This window comes from Oceanotoga sp., assembly GCF_030445905.1.
In the GTDB taxonomy this organism is placed as follows: Bacteria; Thermotogota; Thermotogae; order Petrotogales; family Petrotogaceae; genus Oceanotoga; species Oceanotoga teriensis.
In genome coordinates, this window is the sequence record NZ_JASUSU010000022.1 from 12,200 (window position 1) to 31,095 (window position 18,896).

Annotated in this window: 17 protein-coding genes; 16 read left to right on the plus strand and 1 reads right to left on the minus strand. The window is 24.0% G+C overall.

The window, feature by feature from the left end:
- Positions 1-9: 9 nt before the first annotated feature.
- From PWP28_RS07790 to PWP28_RS07845, 12 genes are all read left to right on the plus strand, one after another.
- Positions 10-1,197, plus strand: coding sequence for an aspartate kinase (locus PWP28_RS07790; protein WP_308644532.1), 1,188 nt, complete (start codon positions 10-12; stop codon positions 1,195-1,197).
- Positions 1,194-2,324, plus strand: a complete 1,131-nt coding sequence (locus tag PWP28_RS07795; RefSeq protein WP_305081720.1) for an aspartate aminotransferase family protein — start codon at positions 1,194-1,196, stop codon at positions 2,322-2,324. Before PWP28_RS07790 ends, PWP28_RS07795 begins: the two co-directional genes overlap by 4 nt.
- Positions 2,321-3,415: an amidohydrolase gene (locus PWP28_RS07800; protein WP_308644533.1), complete on the plus strand. Its 1,095-nt coding sequence runs from the start codon at positions 2,321-2,323 to the stop codon at positions 3,413-3,415. The genes PWP28_RS07795 and PWP28_RS07800 overlap by 4 nt, the downstream gene beginning before the upstream one ends.
- A gap of 25 nt (positions 3,416-3,440) precedes the next feature.
- On the plus strand, positions 3,441-4,217 hold the full coding sequence (locus tag PWP28_RS07805; RefSeq protein WP_305081741.1) for a carbon-nitrogen hydrolase family protein: 777 nt from the start codon (positions 3,441-3,443) through the stop codon (positions 4,215-4,217).
- Positions 4,218-4,397: 180 nt separating this feature from the next.
- Positions 4,398-6,455, plus strand: a complete 2,058-nt coding sequence (locus PWP28_RS07810; protein ID WP_308644534.1) for a BglG family transcription antiterminator — start codon at positions 4,398-4,400, stop codon at positions 6,453-6,455.
- 29 nt (positions 6,456-6,484) lie between these two features.
- Positions 6,485-6,961, plus strand: coding sequence for a PTS sugar transporter subunit IIA (locus PWP28_RS07815; protein ID WP_308644535.1), 477 nt, complete (start codon positions 6,485-6,487; stop codon positions 6,959-6,961).
- Between the two features lie 26 nt (positions 6,962-6,987).
- Complete coding sequence (locus PWP28_RS07820; RefSeq protein WP_109604521.1) at positions 6,988-7,263, plus strand: PTS sugar transporter subunit IIB; 276 nt, start codon at positions 6,988-6,990, stop codon at positions 7,261-7,263.
- A 38-nt stretch (positions 7,264-7,301) separates the two neighbouring features.
- The gene (locus PWP28_RS07825) at positions 7,302-8,642 is read left to right on the plus strand and encodes a PTS galactitol transporter subunit IIC (RefSeq protein WP_109604522.1); all 1,341 of its coding nucleotides are present in this window, start codon (positions 7,302-7,304) and stop codon (positions 8,640-8,642) included.
- Positions 8,643-8,657: 15 nt separating this feature from the next.
- The gene (locus PWP28_RS07830; protein WP_109604523.1) at positions 8,658-9,317 is read left to right on the plus strand and encodes a class II aldolase/adducin family protein; all 660 of its coding nucleotides are present in this window, start codon (positions 8,658-8,660) and stop codon (positions 9,315-9,317) included.
- A gap of 58 nt (positions 9,318-9,375) precedes the next feature.
- Positions 9,376-10,383 carry a dihydroxyacetone kinase subunit DhaK gene (locus PWP28_RS07835; protein WP_305081724.1) on the plus strand — a complete coding sequence of 336 codons (1,008 nt, stop codon included), beginning with the start codon at positions 9,376-9,378 and terminating at the stop codon, positions 10,381-10,383.
- Positions 10,384-10,396: 13 nt separating this feature from the next.
- The gene (locus PWP28_RS07840) at positions 10,397-11,020 is read left to right on the plus strand and encodes a dihydroxyacetone kinase subunit L (RefSeq protein WP_305081725.1); all 624 of its coding nucleotides are present in this window, start codon (positions 10,397-10,399) and stop codon (positions 11,018-11,020) included.
- 11 nt (positions 11,021-11,031) lie between these two features.
- Positions 11,032-11,841, plus strand: a complete 810-nt coding sequence (locus PWP28_RS07845; RefSeq protein ID WP_158274792.1) for a Cof-type HAD-IIB family hydrolase — start codon at positions 11,032-11,034, stop codon at positions 11,839-11,841.
- Positions 11,842-11,898: 57 nt separating this feature from the next.
- Here PWP28_RS07845 and PWP28_RS07850 read toward each other — a convergent pair whose 3' ends face one another.
- Positions 11,899-12,663 (minus strand): carbon-nitrogen hydrolase family protein, encoded by a 765-nt coding sequence (locus PWP28_RS07850; RefSeq protein WP_308644536.1) that lies wholly within the window; start codon positions 12,661-12,663, stop codon positions 11,899-11,901.
- A 99-nt stretch (positions 12,664-12,762) separates the two neighbouring features.
- Here PWP28_RS07850 and PWP28_RS07855 point away from each other — a divergent pair, with 99 nt between their 5' ends.
- The 4 genes from PWP28_RS07855 to PWP28_RS07870 are packed head-to-tail and all read left to right on the plus strand — an operon-like array spanning position 12,763 to position 18,885.
- Positions 12,763-13,800, plus strand: a complete 1,038-nt coding sequence (locus PWP28_RS07855; RefSeq protein WP_109604528.1) for a GGDEF domain-containing protein — start codon at positions 12,763-12,765, stop codon at positions 13,798-13,800.
- A gap of 13 nt (positions 13,801-13,813) precedes the next feature.
- Entirely contained in the window at positions 13,814-14,944 is a 1,131-nt protein-coding gene (locus PWP28_RS07860; RefSeq protein ID WP_308644537.1) for an exonuclease SbcCD subunit D, read from the plus strand.
- Positions 14,944-18,066, plus strand: coding sequence for an AAA family ATPase (locus tag PWP28_RS07865; protein WP_308644538.1), 3,123 nt, complete (start codon positions 14,944-14,946; stop codon positions 18,064-18,066). Before PWP28_RS07860 ends, PWP28_RS07865 begins: the two co-directional genes overlap by 1 nt.
- Entirely contained in the window at positions 18,067-18,885 is an 819-nt protein-coding gene (locus PWP28_RS07870; RefSeq protein ID WP_308644539.1) for a YihY/virulence factor BrkB family protein, read from the plus strand. It abuts the gene before it with no gap.
- Positions 18,886-18,896 lie beyond the last annotated feature (11 nt).

Sequence of the window (18,896 nt, forward strand, 5' to 3'; positions counted from 1 at the left end):
GATGAAACAATGAATATAATAGTACAAAAATATGGTGGATCATCTGTTGCTGACAGTGAAAAAATAAAACAAATAGCAAAAAAAATAAAAGAAAAGATAAAAGAAAACAATAAATTAATAATAGTAGTATCGGCTATGGGAAAAACTACAGACAATCTCCTCAAATTATCAAAAGAAATATCCAAAAAACCAAATCTTAGAGAATTAGATATGCTTTTAACTACAGGAGAACAAATATCTGCCTCATTATTATCAATAGCATTAAACGAAATAAAAATAAAAGCAAAATCTTTAAATGCATATCAAGCTGGGATATATACAAATAATGAATACAATCACGCAAAAATAGAAAAATTTGATACAAAAAATATATTAAATCATTTAGAAAATTATCAAGTACTTGTTATAACAGGATTTCAAGGAATTAATCAAAATGGTGATCTAACAACACTCGGAAGAGGTGGCTCAGATACATCAGCAGTAGCATTAGCTTCCTCTTTAAATGCAAAATGTGAAATATATAGTGATTACCCTGGTATATATACAATAGATCCTAAATTATATCCGAATGCAAAAAAAATTAAAAAAGTTAATTATGATGAAATGTTAGAAATGTCAAGACTTGGCTCAAAAGTATTACATTATAGATCTGTTGAAATAGCCAAAAAATATAAAACAATAATATATTGTGGAGCAACATTTAGTGAAGAGGAGGGCAGTTATATAATGCCAGGCATAGAAGACTCAGTAGTTACAGGATTAAGTGTTGACAGAGGTCAAACACAAGTTAATATAATAAACTTACCAATAAATTATAGTTTAATAAATGAAATATTTAAAATAACAACAGAAAAAAGTTTCAATGTAGATATGATATCCATAATAAATGCAAATGATAAAATAAATGTTTCATTTAGTATAGTTGAAAATGATAAAGCAGATATGGACGAATTTTTAAAAACACATTTAAAAGAATTTAAAGATGTGAAATTAAGCTATAGATATAATTTAACAAAAATATCTGTAGTTGGAGTTGGAATGAGAAGTAGCAAAGGAGTTGCAATGAGATTTTTTAAATCATTAGATAAAATACCTATAACTCTTGTAACAACATCAGAAATAAAAATATCTGCTTTAATAGATGAAACAAATTTATCAAAAGCGATAAAGAATATAGCAGAGGAGTTTAGCTTATGAATTATTTAAAAATGTATGATTCATTTGATATAGAAATTCAAAATACAGATAGAATGTATATATATGATATAAAAGGGAATAAATACATAGATACTTTTTCTGGAATAGGAGTAAATGCATTTGGCCATAGCTATAAACCATTAATAGAAACAATGGAAAATAAAATGAAGAAGTTTATACATATATCAAATTTAATTTTAGATAAAGAAATACTTCAAGTAAGTGAAAAAATATCAAAAAGAGTGGATAAAAAATCAAAAATATATTTCTCAAATTCTGGAGCAGAAGCAATAGAAGCTTCTTTAAAAGCAATAAAAAAAATATCAACGAAACAAAAAAATAAAATAATTTACTTTACAAATTCATTTCATGGAAGAACACTAGGAGCTTTATCAATAAATGGATTTGAAAATCTAAAAAAACCATTTTATCCATTATATGAAAATACTGTAGAATTACCTTTTAATGATTCAAAAAAATTAAAACAATATTTTGATAAAAATGCAGAACAAATAATAGCTTTATACATAGAAACTATACAAGGATCAGGTGGAGTAAATCCAATAAATCAAGAATTTGCTAATACTATAAATGACTTAAAAGAAAAATACAATTTTGTATTAATAGCTGATGAAATACAAAGTGGACTTGGAAGAACAGGAAAATTTTATTCATATGAAAATTTTAATATAAAACCTGATATAATAACATCAGCAAAAGCACTTGGCGGAGGATTACCACTTGGTGCAACAATATTCACAGAAAAATATGCAGATATATTACAAAAAGGAGATCATGGAACAACATTTGCACCAAATCCAGTAGCTATAAGTGCTGCAAACTATCTCATAGAAAATATAAACGAATTGATGCAAAATGTAAATGAACTATCTCCTTATTTTATGAATAAATTATCAAAGCTCTCAAAAGTAAAACAAATAAGGGGAAAAGGATTTATGATAGGAGTAGAAATAATAAAAGAAGATCCTGAATTAAAACAAAAAGCTTATGAAAATGGAATATTATTAAATATAATAAAAAATAAAACTATAAGATTATTACCTCCTTTAAATACTACAAAAGATGAGATAGATGAAATAATAAAAAAATTGGAGAGTGTAATATGATAAAAAGTGCTGAAGAAATAAGGCATCATCTTCATATGAATCCTGAAATCTCATTCGAAGAAAAAGAAACTACAAAATATTTAAAAAACCAAATAAAAGCTCTTTCGAAATACTATAAAAAAGAATTAAAAATATATACACCTTTGGAAACGGGATTAATAGTAGAATATAGTTATGGAGAAGGAAATTACGTACTATATAGGGCTGATATAGATGCATTAGAAATAAAAGAAACTACAGAATATGAATACAAATCAAAAAATGGAAAAATGCATGCATGTGGACATGATGTACACACATCTATACTCTATGGACTATTAGAATACTTATTAAAAAATGAAATACAAAAAAACATATTATTATTATTTCAACCCGGAGAAGAAACTGGTGGTGGAGCTTTAAAAATACTTCAAACGGGAATATTAAAAAAATTTTCAATAGAAAGAGCACATGCTCTTCATGTAACAGATGAATATGAAAAAGGGACATTATATACCAATGATGATATACTATTCTCATCTGCAATGGAAGTAAACATAGAAATTATTGGTAAAGCTGCTCATTGTGCATTTCCTGAAGATGGTATAAATGCAATGGAAGCAATGATAAATTTAATACAAAAAAGTAAAACAATAGAAAATCCTGAAAAATATATATTTGCAATGGGAAAATTAAAATCTGGTAATATAAGAAATGTAATACCAGAAAAAGCTAAAATAGAAGGAACAATAAGAACAAAAAAATCTAAAAATGCTGAAATAATATATAAAGAAATAGAAAAAATATTAGAAGAAATAAAAAACGAAATGAAAATAGATTATAAAATTGAAAAAGGCTCATTTTATAAAGAAGTAAAAAATGATGAAATATTATATCAAAAAATTATCAAAAAAATACCTGAAATTAGAAAATGTGATTACAAATTTACTGGAGAAGATTTTGGATTTATCAGTCAAGAATATCCATCAATAATGTTTTGGTTGGGAACTAAAATAGAAAATCATTATGGACTTCATTCGCCAAATTTTTTGCCAGATGATCAAAATATAGAAATTGGTAAAAATTTTTTAATAAAAACATTAGATATATAAAGGAGGCTTAAAAATAAAATTATCAATAGTTCAAATGTATTCTAAATTCAATGATATAAACCAAAACTTAGAAAAACATATACAATATATAAAAAAAGCTCATGAGAATAATTGTGACACAATATTATTCCCAGAGTTATCATTAATTGGTTATGATCTTAATCAAATTAGCAATTATAAAAGCACATATGAACAAGAACAAATATTAAAAGAACAAGCATTAAAGTATCAAATGAATATATTGTATGGAACTATTCATGAAACAAATGATAAAAAATATATAACACATAAATTAATAAACAAAGATAAAGAAGAAAAAATATATAAAAAAATACACTTAGGTAAAAATGAAAAAAAATATTTTAACGAAGGAAATGAAATTCCAATATTCCAAATACAAAGTAAAAAAGAAAAAATATCAATTGCTTTTGGAATATGTTATGATATGCATTTTCCTGAATTATCTTCAATATATGCAAAAAATAATGTAAAAATAATATTTTCGCCTCATGCATCATATATAAATGCAAATATGAGATTAAAAATATGGAATAAATATATGATGGCAAGAGCATATGATAATCAATTATACATAATAGCTTGTAATAACATATTTTATAAAGATGATCAAATATTGGGAGGTGGAATAGCTGTTTGGAATAAAAAAGGTGAAATAGAAATAAAAGAAGAAACAAATAAAGAAAAAATGATAATACATAAAATAAATCCATTCCAATATGAAGGAAAAAGAAGTAATTACTTAAAAGATAAAAAATATGAACTATACAAAAAATACATATAAAAAGACAAAAAATGAAATAGAGCTATTTTATATTAAATAGCTCTATTTTTATTTAATCGCTTATAATTGGTCTTTTTGGTGAATTTTGGAATAGACTATAAAAAACCTTCCAAAAAAATGGCAAAAGAATGTAAATTGACTGTAACCTAATTTACAACTATAATTAAAACGGTGATCAAAATGTTAAATCAAAGAGAATTAGAAATAATTAAATTTCTTATAGAAAATAAAAAAATAAGTTCTGAAGAACTTTCTGAAAAATACAATGTATCAGAAAGAACTATAAGACAAAATATAAAAAATATAAACGATTTTCTAAACATAAAAGGACTATCAAAAATATATACAAAAAATAGTCTTTATTTTATGGATACAGATCAAGACTTTCAAAAAATACAAAATATATTTTATGATATAAGATTATTAACTCAAAATGAAAGATTAGATCTAATGGAATTATATTTATGTTTAGAAGATAGTTTAAACCTTACAAGAATATCAGAAGAACTTATGGTATCAAGAACAACGATAAAAAATGATTTCAATTATTTGATGCAAAAATTATTAAAATATAATATACATTTCAAGTATTCACAAAAAATAGGTTATTACATAGAAGGAAATAAAAGTACTTTGAATGATTATATATACAACAGATTAAATAAATTTTGTAAATATTTTATAAAAGATAATATAGAAGACTCATTTCAAAATAAAATAAATGAATTATTTCTTGAAAAATTACCTAAAAATATAAAAATAAGTATAAAAGAATTTTTGAAAAATATAGAAAAAAAATTACAAATAGAACTCACAGTTGAATCATATAAAATAATATTTTTAAAAATAATATTGATAATGCTTAAAAAAAATTGTGACATAGAAAATAGAGAATTATATGAAAGTTTTTTGAAAGATACTCAAGAATATAAAATAATAGAAAAAGATATAAAAATCTTATCAAAAAAAATAAAATATGAATTTACAAAAGAAGAAATACTTGAAATAACTGACTATATAATGGGAATGACAATATCGCATAATAACGATTATTTTCTTGAAAATTGGATACATGTTGAAATATTGGTTAAAATGTTAATAAATACATTCAATAAAATGTCAGAAATAGACATAAGTAATGACAAGATATTATTCGATTTTTTAATATATCATATAAAACCTACATTGTATAGAATAATGAGAGGGTTAAAATTAGATAATATGATAATAGAAGACTTTGTGATAAAAGAAACTCCTGTTATAGAAAAAACAAAAAAATTAATAAAGATAGCAGAAAAAAACTTAAAAATAAAATTTCCAGAAGAAGAAATAATATTATTAGCTTATCATTTTAAAGCGGCGATACAAAGAAATATAAACAAAAAAAATGTGAGAATACTACTAGTATGTGGACTTGGTTATGGTACATCAAAATTATTAGAAAAAACAATATTAGAAAATTTCAAAGTAGACATAATAGATACGATACCAAATCATAAGCTTCAAGATGCTTTAAAACAATATAAAAATATAGACATAATACTAAGTACGATAAATATAAATACAAAAACGGAAAAACCAATAATAAAAATAGATCCTTTCAAAGAAAATGATGTAATAGAAAAATTAGATGAATACAAAATAGAAAGAAATCATTCGAAAATAAAAATAACAGAAATATTTGAAATAATAGAAAGTTCACAAAAAATAAAAAACAAAGAATTACTTGCCGAAAGATTATATAAAAAATATCCAAATATATTTATAAACAATTTAAAATCAAATGTAAAAAATATATCAAATTTTATAAATGAACAAAATGTAAAAATAATTCAAAAAGCTGAAAATTGGGAAGATGCTATAGCAAAAGGTGGTGAACTACTACCTTTAAAAGGAATAAAAAAACAAGACTATATAAATCAAATGCAAAGAATAGTAAAAGAATACGGTACTTATATCGTATTTGATGAAGGTGTAGCAATACCACATGGTTCTATCGAACCAGAATTAAAAAACTTTGTAATGAGTATTTTAGTCTTAAAAGAACCGGTATACTTTCCGGATGGCCGAAGTGTAAATATATTATTTTGTTTTGCGACAAATAATAAAAATTCTCATATGTTCTTTTTAGATGATTTATTCTATATGATGAGAAATCTAAATATTAGAGAAGAATTTACAAAATTTAAAGAAGAAAAACAATTAATAAATTTCATAAAAAAAATACTATGTGATTAAAAAACCTCTAATAAAAAGGAGTCAAAGAAATGTTGGAAATATCAAATTTACTAAATGAAGATTTAATACTATTAGACTTAGAAGCAGAAGATTGTGAAGACGCCATAAAAAAGATGTCAAGTAAATTAATTGAAAAAGGATATGTAAAAGAAAGTTATAAACAAGCAATACTCAAAAGAGAACAAACATTTCCTACAGGATTAGACACGGGAGAAATCAAAATAGCTATTCCACATACAGACTCAACACATGTAATAAAACCTGGAATATTTGTAGCGAAATTAAAAAATGAAATAGAGTTCAAAGACATGGGAAATCCATCTAATAAATTAAAAATAAAAATGGTATTCATGCTTGCAGTAAAAGATCCAAAAGCACAAGTACCAGTGCTTACAAAATTGATGGGAATATTTTCAGATCAAGAAGGAATAAAAAAAATATATGAATCAAAAACAGAAAAAGAATTATTAAATTCAATATTAAACACAATTGATTCAAAAAAATAAAACACAAAGTATGGGGAGGAAGAAATATGAAAAAAATAGTTGTAGCATGTGGTTCAGGAGTAGCAACATCTCAAACAATAGCATCAAAAATTGATAGTATGTTACAAGATGAAGGAATAAAAGCTAGTGTAGAAGCAGTAGATATAAAATCTTTAGACAATATAATAGATCAAGTAGATGTATATGTAAAAATAGTTTCAGGACCTACAAATTATGATATTCCAACTATAAATGGAATACCTTTCTTAACAGGAATGGGAAGAGATGCAGAATTTGAAAAATTAAAAGAATATTTAAAATAAAATTTTTTTAAACGATAAAAAACAGGGGAGGTTCTAACATGTTTGCCGATATTCTTAATTATATATTAGACTTAGGTGCAGCAATATTTTTACCTATTATAATGATAATACTCGGATTAATTATGAAAATGAAACCTAGAAAGGCGATAATTGCTGGATTAACACTTGGTGTGGCTTTTACAGGAATGAACTTAGTGTTAGGATTTATGTTTGATACAATAAGTCCAGTTGCACAAGAATTTGTAAAAAATACAGGGATACAATTTAATACAATAGACGTTGGTTGGTCACCTATGTCAGCAATATCATGGGCTTGGCCATATGCGCTTTTAATGTTCCCAGTTCAAATAGTATTAAATATAATAATATTAGCTTTAAATAAAACAAATGTATTAAATGTAGACTTATGGAACGTATGGGGAAAGATATTTACAGCCACTATGGTAGCAGCTATAACAAACAGTGTAATATTAGGATTTGCTGCAGCTATAGTACAAATAATTTTAGAATTGAAAATTGGAGAATTAAATCAAAAACAAATATATGAAGTAACAAAAATACCTGGAGTAACTTGTACACATTATATGACATTACAATGTGTAATAATGAATCCTGTAAACAAATTATTAGATTTTATACCAGGATTAAAAGATTCGAAAATGAATGCTGATAAATTAAAAGACAAAATAGGAATATTTGGTGAAAATAGTGTTATGGGTTTCATAATTGGTGGAATAATAGCATTAGTTGCAGGTTATACAGTTAAAGATTCATTAAATATAGCAATAAAAGTTGCAACAGCATTGGTTTTATTCCCAATGGTAGCAAAATTATTCATGCAAGCTTTAGCTCCAATAGCTGATGCTGCTGGTGAATATATGAAGAAAAAATTTAAAGATAGAGAAATATTTATAGGATTAGACTGGCCATTTATGGCAGGACAATCAGAAATATGGGTTGTAGCTATATTATTAGTTCCATTAGAATTATTATTTGCAATATTAATGTCAAAAATGGGACTTAGCAATATATTACCTCTTGCAGGTATAGTAAACATAATAGTGGTTGTTCCAGCTTTAATAGTAACAGGTGGAAATTTAATAAGAATGCTTATATTAAGTATAATATTCACACCGTTTTACTTATTTGTATCATCAAGTTTTGCTCCATTTGTAACAGATCTTGCAAGAAAAGTAGGTACTATAAATATACCTGATGGTCAAATGATATCATATTTTGGAGTTGAAGCTCCTTTCTTTAGATGGATAATTTCAAATGGACTTGCTGGAGATATATTAGGTATAATTGGAATGATAATATTCGCAGTATGTTATTATTTCTTTGTAAAAGAAATGAAAAAAAGAAATGCAAACTTATAAAGGTACGGTGATAAAATGTTAGAAAATTTAAAAAAAGAAGTAATAAGAGTTGCAGTACACGCTCAAGAAACAGGACTTTGCAAACACAAATCAGGAAATTTTAGTATAAGAGATAAAGAAACAAACTATGTAGTAGTAACTCCTTCGGCAGTTGATAGAACAGAACTTACAGTAGATGATATGTGTGTTTTAGACTTAGATGGAAATGTAGTTGAAATAGTAAATAAAAATAGAAAACCATCGAGTGAAACAATGATGCATCTTGAAATATATAAAACAAGAGATGATGTTTTTTCAGTTGCACATACACATTCAAAAATGGCAACATCATTTGCAGTTCTTGCAAAACCAATACCTGCTATAATTTATGAAGTTGCTGGTTTTGGATTGAAAGATGGCATAGTACCAGTTGCACCATATGGAAGACCTGGTACAAGAGAGCTTGCATTAAGTGTAGTTGAACCAGTTAAAAGATCTGATATGTTCCTACTTGAAAAACATGGAGTTGTTGCGGTAGGTATAAATATAGATGATGCATTATTAAAAGTTGAATATGCTGAAGAACTTGCTGAAATATATTTCAATGCTTTATTAATAAATGGAGGAAAAGAACCGGATGCATTTACTCCAGAAGAATTAAGAGGATGGAAATACCCTGAAAAATTTCAAAAATAAATAAAATAAGACACTCTTATATTAAAAATATAAGAGTGTCTTAAAAATGGAGGCAAAAATGAAAAAAATAATAAATAATCCAGAAAATTTTGTCAAAGAAACTGTTGAAGGAATAAAACTTGCATATCCTGAAAAAGTTGATACACTTGAAAATGATTTTAGAATATTAATAAGAAAAAATAATCCAAAAAAAAATAAAGTGGGAATAGTTACAGCCGGTGGAAGTGGACATCTCCCAGTATTTCTTGGATATGTTGGAGAAGGCATGATAGATGGATGTGCTATAGGAAATGTATTTGCTTCTCCATCATCACAAAAAATGTATAAAATGATCAAAGCTTGTGACTTTGGAAAAGGTGTTTTATGTCTGTATGGAAACTATGGTGGAGATAGAATGAATTTTGAAATGGCATGTGAAAATGCAGATTTTGATGACATAAAAACAGCTCAAGTTCTTGTGAAAGATGATGTTGCTTCTGCAGATGAAAATAAAAAAGATACAAGAAGAGGAGTTGCGGGTCTTGTATATGCTTATAAAATAGCTGGAGCAGCGGCAGAAATGGGATATGATCTTGAAAAAGTAGTGGAAATAACTCAAAAAGCTTTAAATAATATAAAAACAATGGGTGTAGCCTTAACACCATGTATAGTCCCAGAAGTTGGAGAACCTACATTTAAAATAGAAGAAGGTAAGATAGAAATAGGAATGGGAATACATGGAGAACAAGGAATAGAAATAAAAGATATGATGAATGCAGATGAAATTGCACAATTAATATTTGAAAAATTAAATAAAGAATTAAAATTACAAGAAAATGATGAAGTATCAGTTATGATAAATGGACTCGGTGCTACCCCTCTTGAAGAACAATATATAGTATTTAGAAAAATTGCAAAAATATTAAATGAAAAAAATATAAATATAATAATGCCTCATATTGGAGAGTATGCAACATCCATGGAAATGGCTGGTTTATCAATTACCATATTCAAACTCGATCAAGAACTAAAAGAATTATTAAAAAAACCTGCAAATACTCCATTTTATACAAATATAAACAAATAAAGGTGGAATAAAAATGAAAAAAGAAGACTTAAAATCAATCATAAATAATATACATGAATTAATAAAAGAAAATAAAAAATACCTTATAGAACTCGATCAAATGTTTGGTGATGGAGACTTAGGAATATCTATGGAACAAGGATTTGAAGGAGTAAAAAAATCACTTTTAGATGAAGAAAAAGATATGGGAAAAGTATTTAGAAATATGAGTACAGCCTTAAATGAATCAGCACCATCTTCATTGGGAACAATAATATCATTTGGAATACTTGGAATGGCAAAACAATTAAAAGGAATAGAAGAACCAAATACAAATCAAATGTCTGAAGCATTTGAAAAAGGATTAGAAACAATAATGCAAAAAGCAAGATCTGAAAAAGGTCAAAAAACAATATTAGATTCTATTATACCTGCAATAGAAACCTTCAAAAAATTATCTCAAGAAAATAAAAACATAAATCAAATAACATATGAAACATTTAAAGCAGCAGAAAAAGGTTGTGAATCAACAAAAGAAATGATGGCTGTTCATGGAAGAGCTGCATACCATAAAGAAAAAACACTTGGAGTAATAGATGGAGGTTCAGTTGTTGGAAAATTAATATTTGAAGGAATATGCAAATATTATAATGATTAATGGTGAAAAAAATGATAAAATTAATAGCTTTAGACTTAGATGGAACATTATTAAATTCTCAAGGTAAAATAACTGAAAAAACTATACAAACGATAAAAAAAGCTCAAAATATGAATAAAATAATAACCCTATCTTCAGGAAGAACAAAAAAAGGACTTGAAGAATATATAAAAATTTTAAAATTAAATAATACAAACAGTTTCATAATAGCAAATACAGGCTCATACATATATGAATTAAATACAAATCAAATAATTCATATGGCTACAATTGATATCAATATAGCAAAAAATATTTATGAAAAAACTAAAACAGAAAATATACAAATATGTATGTATGATGAAGAAACATTATACTATTATGGAGATAAACCGAATGAAGCCCTAAAAAAAGATGCTTCAATACTAAAAATGAATACAAAATATATAGATATATATAAAAAAGAAAATCAAACAAAGAAATTTGGTAGGATAAATATAATGGGAACAAAAGAAAATATAGAAAAATCATTAAAAAAAATTGATAAAGAAATTTTAAAAAATTATTATACAGTTTGGAATATAGAATCTAGTTTTGAAATATTAAACAAAAAAGCTAACAAAGCAAATGCTTTAAAAATTTTGGCAAAATATTTAAAAATAGAAAAAGAAGAAATAATGGCAATAGGTGACAATAACAATGATAAAGAAATGCTTGAATATGTAGAAAATTCTGTTGCAATGGGAAATTCAAATCAAAAAATAAAAAAAATATGTAAATATACGACAAAAACAAATGATCAAGATGGAGTTGCTCACGCAATAAATAAATGGGCATTATAGTATACTTCTCAATATATAGCATATGATCAAAATGGAGGCTTTGCCTCCATTTATCATTTATAAAGGTAAAGTAAAATAACTATCATATATAAAACAATTAAAATTCAAATCCCAATCAAAAATTAAAAGGTTAGAATTTATATCCTTAAAAGAAAAAATTCTTTTACCCTCAACAATCAAAGAACTTTCAGCATTCCAAAATTTTAAAGATTTTTCTTCACCAGTTCTATTACAGACAAAAAAAGGAATACCAGTTTCAATACTTCTACTTTCCCATTCCCCATTAGGTCCATAAAGACCAGGCCCCCATGATGAAGGTGCTAAGACAATATCAACATTCTGAGATTTTAAGTAATTTGAAAATTCTTTTTCATATGCATCTGCACATATAACAATACCAAAACGTTTATTAAAAATTTCGAAAACTTCTATAATATTACCTGGACTTGACCATTCATCTATAAAACTTGAAAATTTTCTTTGTTTACCTACTAATACACCATCACTATTAATAAAAAAAATAGAATTATAATACTTATTATTGAAAAAGTCTTTCTCTGGAGAACCTAAAAAAAGATTCAAATCATACTTTTTACATTTACTCATAATAGATTTCATCCAATTATCTGGCTGAACACATATCTTATTAATAATTTTTTTAGAAAAAAATTGTAGTCCAGAAACAGCTAATTCAGGAGTTAAAACAATATCAACATTATTTTTATAAGCTAAAAAAAGACCTTTTTCTATATATTTTTTATTAAAATCAAAATCATCGCATAAAAGATTCAAATGTAAAAAAGCAATTCTAATAGTATTCATAAACACCTCCAAAATTTTAGAATAATTTATAAAGTGTTATAATTATAACAAACAATTAATACAAAACTTAAATGAATTTATAAAAATAGGGGGAAACAAATGAATAATGATTATAAACTTGAAAACAAAATATTTGATATTATACTTATAATATCTATAGTATTATCTATATTTTCTATGATAGGAAACATACTTTTTAAATTTCCTCTAAATGTAAACATAAAATGGATAGGGTTTATATTAATTTCTTTGATAACTTATATAAAGAAAAATGATGAAGAAAGAAAAATCGGTAAAATACTATACTTTTCATTTCTTATATTTTTTATGATACCATATGGATGGTTTAATTCTGGTGGAGCGGCTAATAACACTATGGGATATGCATTTTTATTATTAATTGCAATTACCTACTTAGTATATGGAAAAACAAGAATATTTTTTATAACATCACTAATAGCAATGCTCACAATTCTACATATAATAAGTTATTATTATCCTAGTTTAGTTGCTATATATGACTCAAAAAGTCAGTTTTATGATAGACTTATACAAATTCCTTTAACCTTCATAGGTACATATTTACTCGTAAAAAAATTTTCAGATGCATATAGAAATGAAAAAGAAAAACTTGAAAAAACCAATAATAAATTAAAATTTTATGCCAATAAAGATACAATAACAGGACTATACAATAGAAGATTTTTAGATCAAAAATTAAAATTAATAATAAATAATGCTGATTGTGAAAAAAAAGAAATTTATTCAATAATATATGATATAGATAATTTCAAAAAAATAAATGATAATTACGGTCATGATTATGGAGATTTAATAATAAAAGAAATTGGAAATATAACAAAAAATATTTTCAAAGAAGATTCTTTCAATGCAAGATGGGGAGGAGATGAATTTTATACAATATATTTTGGTGAAAAAGAAAAATTAATAAAAAAATTAGAAATGTTAAAAAAAGAAGTACAAGAAAAAACAAATATAAAAAGTATTAAAATTACAATAAGTATAGGATATACAAGAATAAAAAATGTTGATACCATAGAAAGCCTTTTAAAAAGAATAGATAAAGCTTTATATACATCAAAAAAAGCGGGTAAAAATCAATATACATATTTATGAAAGGAAGGGGAAAATGAAGATAATACATACAGCAGATTGGCATCTTGGTAAAATAATATATTCAAATTATATGACTCAAGAACAAGAATATATATTAGAACAATTCATAAATTATGTAGAAAAAAACAAACCTGATGTAATAATAATATCTGGTGACATTTATGATAGATCAATACCTCCTTCAGAAGCTGTAAACTTATTAAACAAAGTTTTATCAAACATAGTTATAAAAAATAAAATACCGACTATGATAATATCTGGAAATCATGATAGCGAAGAAAGATTAGAATTTCTCAATGGAATACTTTCAGAAATGGACTTACATATAGAAGGAAAAATAAAAAAACAAATAAAAAAAGTTATAATAAATAAAAATTCTAAAGATAAAACAAATTTTTATTTATTGCCATATATAGAAATGCAAAAAGTAAAAGATCTATATGAAATAGATTTCCAAACAAAAAATGAAGCTATGAAATATATAATAAAAGAAATGAAAATTGATACAAATGAAATAAATATATTAATATCACATGAATATGTTGCTGGAGGAATAGAAAGCGATTCTGAAAGAATATTATCAATAGGAGGAACAGAATATATTGATCCTCAAATATTGAAAGACTTCGATTATGTTGCACTTGGACATTTACATGGACCGCAAAAAATAAAATATGAAAAAATAAGATATTCAGGTTCACTCATGAAATATTCATTCAGTGAAACTAATCAAAAAAAAGGAATGAATTTAATAGAAATAAATCAAAAAAATGATATAAAAATAAAACAAATAAACTTCAAACCAAAAAGAGATATGAAAATAATAAAAGGGTTATTCAATGAAATAATAAAAATGGAAAATACTGATGATTATTTACACATAATAATAGAAGATCAAGAACCAATATATGAAGCAATAAACAAACTGAGAATAAAATATCCAAACGTACTATCATTAGAATTTCCTAATCTAAAAACTAATAATGATATAAAAACAAATAAAAAAAATATCAAAAATATATCACCAAATGAATTATTCTATTATTTTTATGAAGAAATTAAAGGGAAAAAAATAAATGAAAATCAAAAAACATATACAAATAAACTTTTTGAAGAAATACTAAAAGAAAGAAGTGAAGAATAATGAAACCTATAAAATTAAAATTAAAAGCATTCGGCCCATTTCTTGAAGAACAAAACATAGATTTTTTAAAATTACAAAAAGAAGGTTTATTTTTAATAACAGGACCTACTGGAGCTGGGAAAACAACTATTTTTGATGCTATATGTTTTGCTTTATATGGAATTGGATCGATGGGAGAAAGAGGGAACTTAAACTCAAGATCCGACTTCGCAGATGAAGAAACTGATACTAAAATAGAATTCGAATTTATGCTCAAAGAAAAACTCGTGAAAATAAAAAGGAATCCTTCGTATATAAGAAAAAGAAAAAGAGGAGAAGGAATAACAGAACAAAAAGCAGATGCATCATTAAAAGTTTATGAGAATGAAAAATTAATAATACAAGAAAATGGATACATTCAAGTAACAAAGAAAGTAGAAGAAATATTAAATTTAAACTATGAACAATTCAGACAAATAATGATGATACCTCAAGGTGAATTTAGGACATTCTTAACGGCTGATTCAAATCAAAGAGCTGATATTTTTAAGAAAATATTTAATATAAAAATATATGAAAAATTTGAAGATAAAATAGATGAAAATTATAAAAAAATAAGTGCAGAACTCGAAAAAAATAAATTGAAGATAAAAACAATATCAGAAAAAGTACAAATAAACACAAAAGAATACACAGAATTAATAAAAAACGATTACATAAATACAGAGGATATAAAAATACAAATAGAAAAAGAAATAAAAAAAATAGAAGAAGAAAAACAAAAAACAATATTAGAAAAAAATAAAAAACAAAAAGAACAAAAAGAAAATAATCAAAGATATGAACAAATAAAAAATACAAATGAATTAATAGCAAAAAAGGAAAACATAGAATTAGAAATAAAAGAACTATTAAATAAAGAAAAATATATAAAAGAAATAGAAAAAATATTGGAAAAAATAAAAAAAGCAGAGAAAATAGTACCTTATGAAAAAAAATACGAAGAACAAATATCTGAAAGATCAGAAAAACAAGAAAAAATAAACTCAGAAGAAAAAGAACTAAGAAAAAATATAGAAAAGCAAAGTATAATATCAGAAAATTTATTAAAAATAGAAAAAGAATATCAAAAAATATCAGCAATAAAAAAATCAAATGAAGAATTAGAAGAAAATATAAAAAAAATACAGATTTTAAAAGAAAAAGAAGAATTTTATAAAAAAATAATCAAACAATTATATGAAAAAGAAAAATATATAAAAGAAAAACAAAAAATTATAGAAATAAATAAAAGAAATCTTGAAAAAAACGAAAAATATATAGAAAAAAGTGAAAATATAGATTCAACAATGACAAACGAACATATAAAAGAAAAACAAAAAATCTTAAAATCAATTAAAATTATTGATCAAAAATACCTACAATTTGAAACAACTTTAGAAGAATATGAAAAAAAACAAAAAGAAAAAAATTCTATCGAAATGAACTTACAAAATCTCAGAAAAGAACAAAATGAAAAAATAGAAAAATTATTAAAAAACCAGTCTTATAAAATTGCAGAAACATTAAAAGAAGGTCAACCATGTCCAGTATGTGGTTCTATAAATCACCCAAATCCAGCAAAAACTCACACCGAAATCATAAATCAAGAAGAAATAGAATATTTAAATAAAAAAATAGAAAAAGAAGAAGAAGAAAAACAAAATATACAAAAAAACTATGAAATAATAAATAAAAAATACAATGAATTAGAATCATTTATAAAACATGAATATACAAGAATATGTCAAGAAAAAAATATAAAAAATGAATTAGACCAAAAAGAACATATAAAAAATTTAATTAAAGAAACTCAAGAAGAATTAGAAAAATTAATGGAAAAATATGCAAAAGAAAGAAATCAAATAGAAGAAATAAAACAAATAAAAGAAAATAATAAACAAATAAAAGAAAATTTAAAAAAATATGAGAAAGAAGAAAAAAGTATACAAATTGAAATAGATCAAATAAAAAAAATTGAAACAGAAGAAAAAATAAAAATAGATCAAATAAAAAATGAAATAAAAAATAAAACAGAACAAGAAATAATAAAAGAAAGAGATAAAAATATTAAATTTATACAAGAAATAGAAGAAAAATATAAATTTTATAAAAAAGAAAATGATCAATTATTAGAAAAAATAAACTCCCAAAAAGGTATAATAAATTTATTAAAAGAAGATATTGGAATTTTAAGTGAAAAAATAGAATACACATTAAAAGAACTAAAAGAAAAATTAGAAGAATATAAAATGAAAGATTTAGAAGAATATAAAAAATTTAAAAATAAAATAAATGAAATAAAAAAATTAGAAGAAGAAATAAAAGAATATGATGAACAAACTCAAAATAAAAAAATTATATTAAAAGATCTTGAAGAAATGACAAAAAATCTACAAAAAACAGATGAAAATCCAATATTAAAAGAAATAGAAAAAACTGAAAATGAAATTGAATTATTAATAAAAAAAGAGTCAAATATAGACTATAAAATAAAGGATTTTAAATCAATTATTGAAGAAATAAATGAAATTCAAAAAGAAACAGAAAAACAAGAAAAAAATTATAAAATGATAAAAGAATTGAGAGATATTGCAAAAGGCAATAATGAATCTAGAATAAGTTTAAGCAAATATGTACTTGCTTATTATTTTGAAGAAATATTAGATCAATCAAATCAAAGATTAAAAAAATTAACTGAAAATAGATATAAACTTTTTAGAGCTTCAAAAGTATTAGATGCAAGAAAAAATGAAGGACTTGAAATAATGGTATTTGATAATTATACAGCCAAAGAAAGAGAAATAAAAACTTTATCCGGAGGAGAAAGTTTTAAAGCGGCGTTATCGTTAGCTTTAGGCCTTGCGGATATAGTACAAAAACATTCTGGTGGCGTATCTTTAGATACTATATTTATAGATGAAGGATTTGGAAGTCTTGATAATAACTCTTTAGATAATGCAATAGAAGTATTGTCTCAATTAAATGCAAATGGAAGAATGGTTGGAATAATATCTCATGTAAATGAATTAAAAGAAAGAATAAATTCGAAGATAGAAATAATACCGAATAAAAAAGGAAGTATTATAAAAAGAGGGATTTAAATGAATAAAACAAAAATTTATGAACTCTATAAAAAAATAAAAAAAGATCAAGTAAATGCAATAAGTGGAGAACTAACATATTTTCTAATACTTTCTATATTTCCATTTTTGATATTCTTTTTAAATATATTAAATTATACTGGAATACCCCATGAAATACTGATAAGCGAGTTAATAATAACATTACCGGAACAAACTCAACAACTTTTAAATAACATAATAAAAGAAATATCTTATAATAGTTCTGGAACTCTTTTATCTATAAGTTTTATATTGACATTATGGACTGGATCAATAGGAATAACAGCGATGATAAGAGCTATAAATAAAGCTTATAACATAATAGAAAACAGATCATATATAAAAATAAAATTAATTTCATTAATTTTTACAATATTCTTGGCATTATTAATAATAATAGTTTTAACAATGCTTGTATTTGGACAAATAATAGGAAACAAAATATTTGTATATTTTGGAGTTTCAAAATTTTTTAAAGATTTTTGGGAAATAATAAGAAAAGTAATACCTTTAATCGCTATGATATTGACTTTTGCAATGCTTTATAAAATAGCTCCTGCACAACAAAAAAATTTAAAAATAAAATTAAAACAAACAATTCCTGGTGCAGTATTCACAACTATAGGTTGGATAATATCTTCTCATATATTTTCATTATATATAAACAATTATGCAAATTATTCTACAATGTATGGTAGTTTAGGGGGAATAATAATACTATTAATTTGGTTATATATAACAAGTATGATGATAATAATAGGTGCTGAAATAAATGGAATAAACATAAATCCAATATAAAAAAGGGCATT

Bases quoted from the DNA above. Each gene is read 5' to 3' on its own strand.
- PWP28_RS07855 (WP_109604528.1), top strand. From the start codon at position 12,763: ATGAATAATGATTATAAACTTGAAAACAAAATATTTGATATTATACTT.
- PWP28_RS07830 (WP_109604523.1), top strand. From the start codon at position 8,658: ATGTTAGAAAATTTAAAAAAAGAAGTAATAAGAGTTGCAGTACACGCT.
- PWP28_RS07795 (WP_305081720.1), top strand. From the start codon at position 1,194: ATGAATTATTTAAAAATGTATGATTCATTTGATATAGAAATTCAAAAT.
- PWP28_RS07850 (WP_308644536.1), bottom strand. From the start codon at position 12,663: ATGAATACTATTAGAATTGCTTTTTTACATTTGAATCTTTTATGCGAT.
- PWP28_RS07790 (WP_308644532.1), top strand. From the start codon at position 10: ATGAATATAATAGTACAAAAATATGGTGGATCATCTGTTGCTGACAGT.
- PWP28_RS07800 (WP_308644533.1), top strand. From the start codon at position 2,321: ATGATAAAAAGTGCTGAAGAAATAAGGCATCATCTTCATATGAATCCT.
- PWP28_RS07825 (WP_109604522.1), top strand. From the start codon at position 7,302: ATGTTTGCCGATATTCTTAATTATATATTAGACTTAGGTGCAGCAATA.
- PWP28_RS07870 (WP_308644539.1), top strand. From the start codon at position 18,067: ATGAATAAAACAAAAATTTATGAACTCTATAAAAAAATAAAAAAAGAT.
- PWP28_RS07835 (WP_305081724.1), top strand. From the start codon at position 9,376: ATGAAAAAAATAATAAATAATCCAGAAAATTTTGTCAAAGAAACTGTT.
- PWP28_RS07840 (WP_305081725.1), top strand. From the start codon at position 10,397: ATGAAAAAAGAAGACTTAAAATCAATCATAAATAATATACATGAATTA.
- PWP28_RS07810 (WP_308644534.1), top strand. From the start codon at position 4,398: ATGTTAAATCAAAGAGAATTAGAAATAATTAAATTTCTTATAGAAAAT.
- PWP28_RS07860 (WP_308644537.1), top strand. From the start codon at position 13,814: ATGAAGATAATACATACAGCAGATTGGCATCTTGGTAAAATAATATAT.
- PWP28_RS07865 (WP_308644538.1), top strand. From the start codon at position 14,944: ATGAAACCTATAAAATTAAAATTAAAAGCATTCGGCCCATTTCTTGAA.
- PWP28_RS07845 (WP_158274792.1), top strand. From the start codon at position 11,032: ATGATAAAATTAATAGCTTTAGACTTAGATGGAACATTATTAAATTCT.
- PWP28_RS07815 (WP_308644535.1), top strand. From the start codon at position 6,485: ATGTTGGAAATATCAAATTTACTAAATGAAGATTTAATACTATTAGAC.
- PWP28_RS07820 (WP_109604521.1), top strand. From the start codon at position 6,988: ATGAAAAAAATAGTTGTAGCATGTGGTTCAGGAGTAGCAACATCTCAA.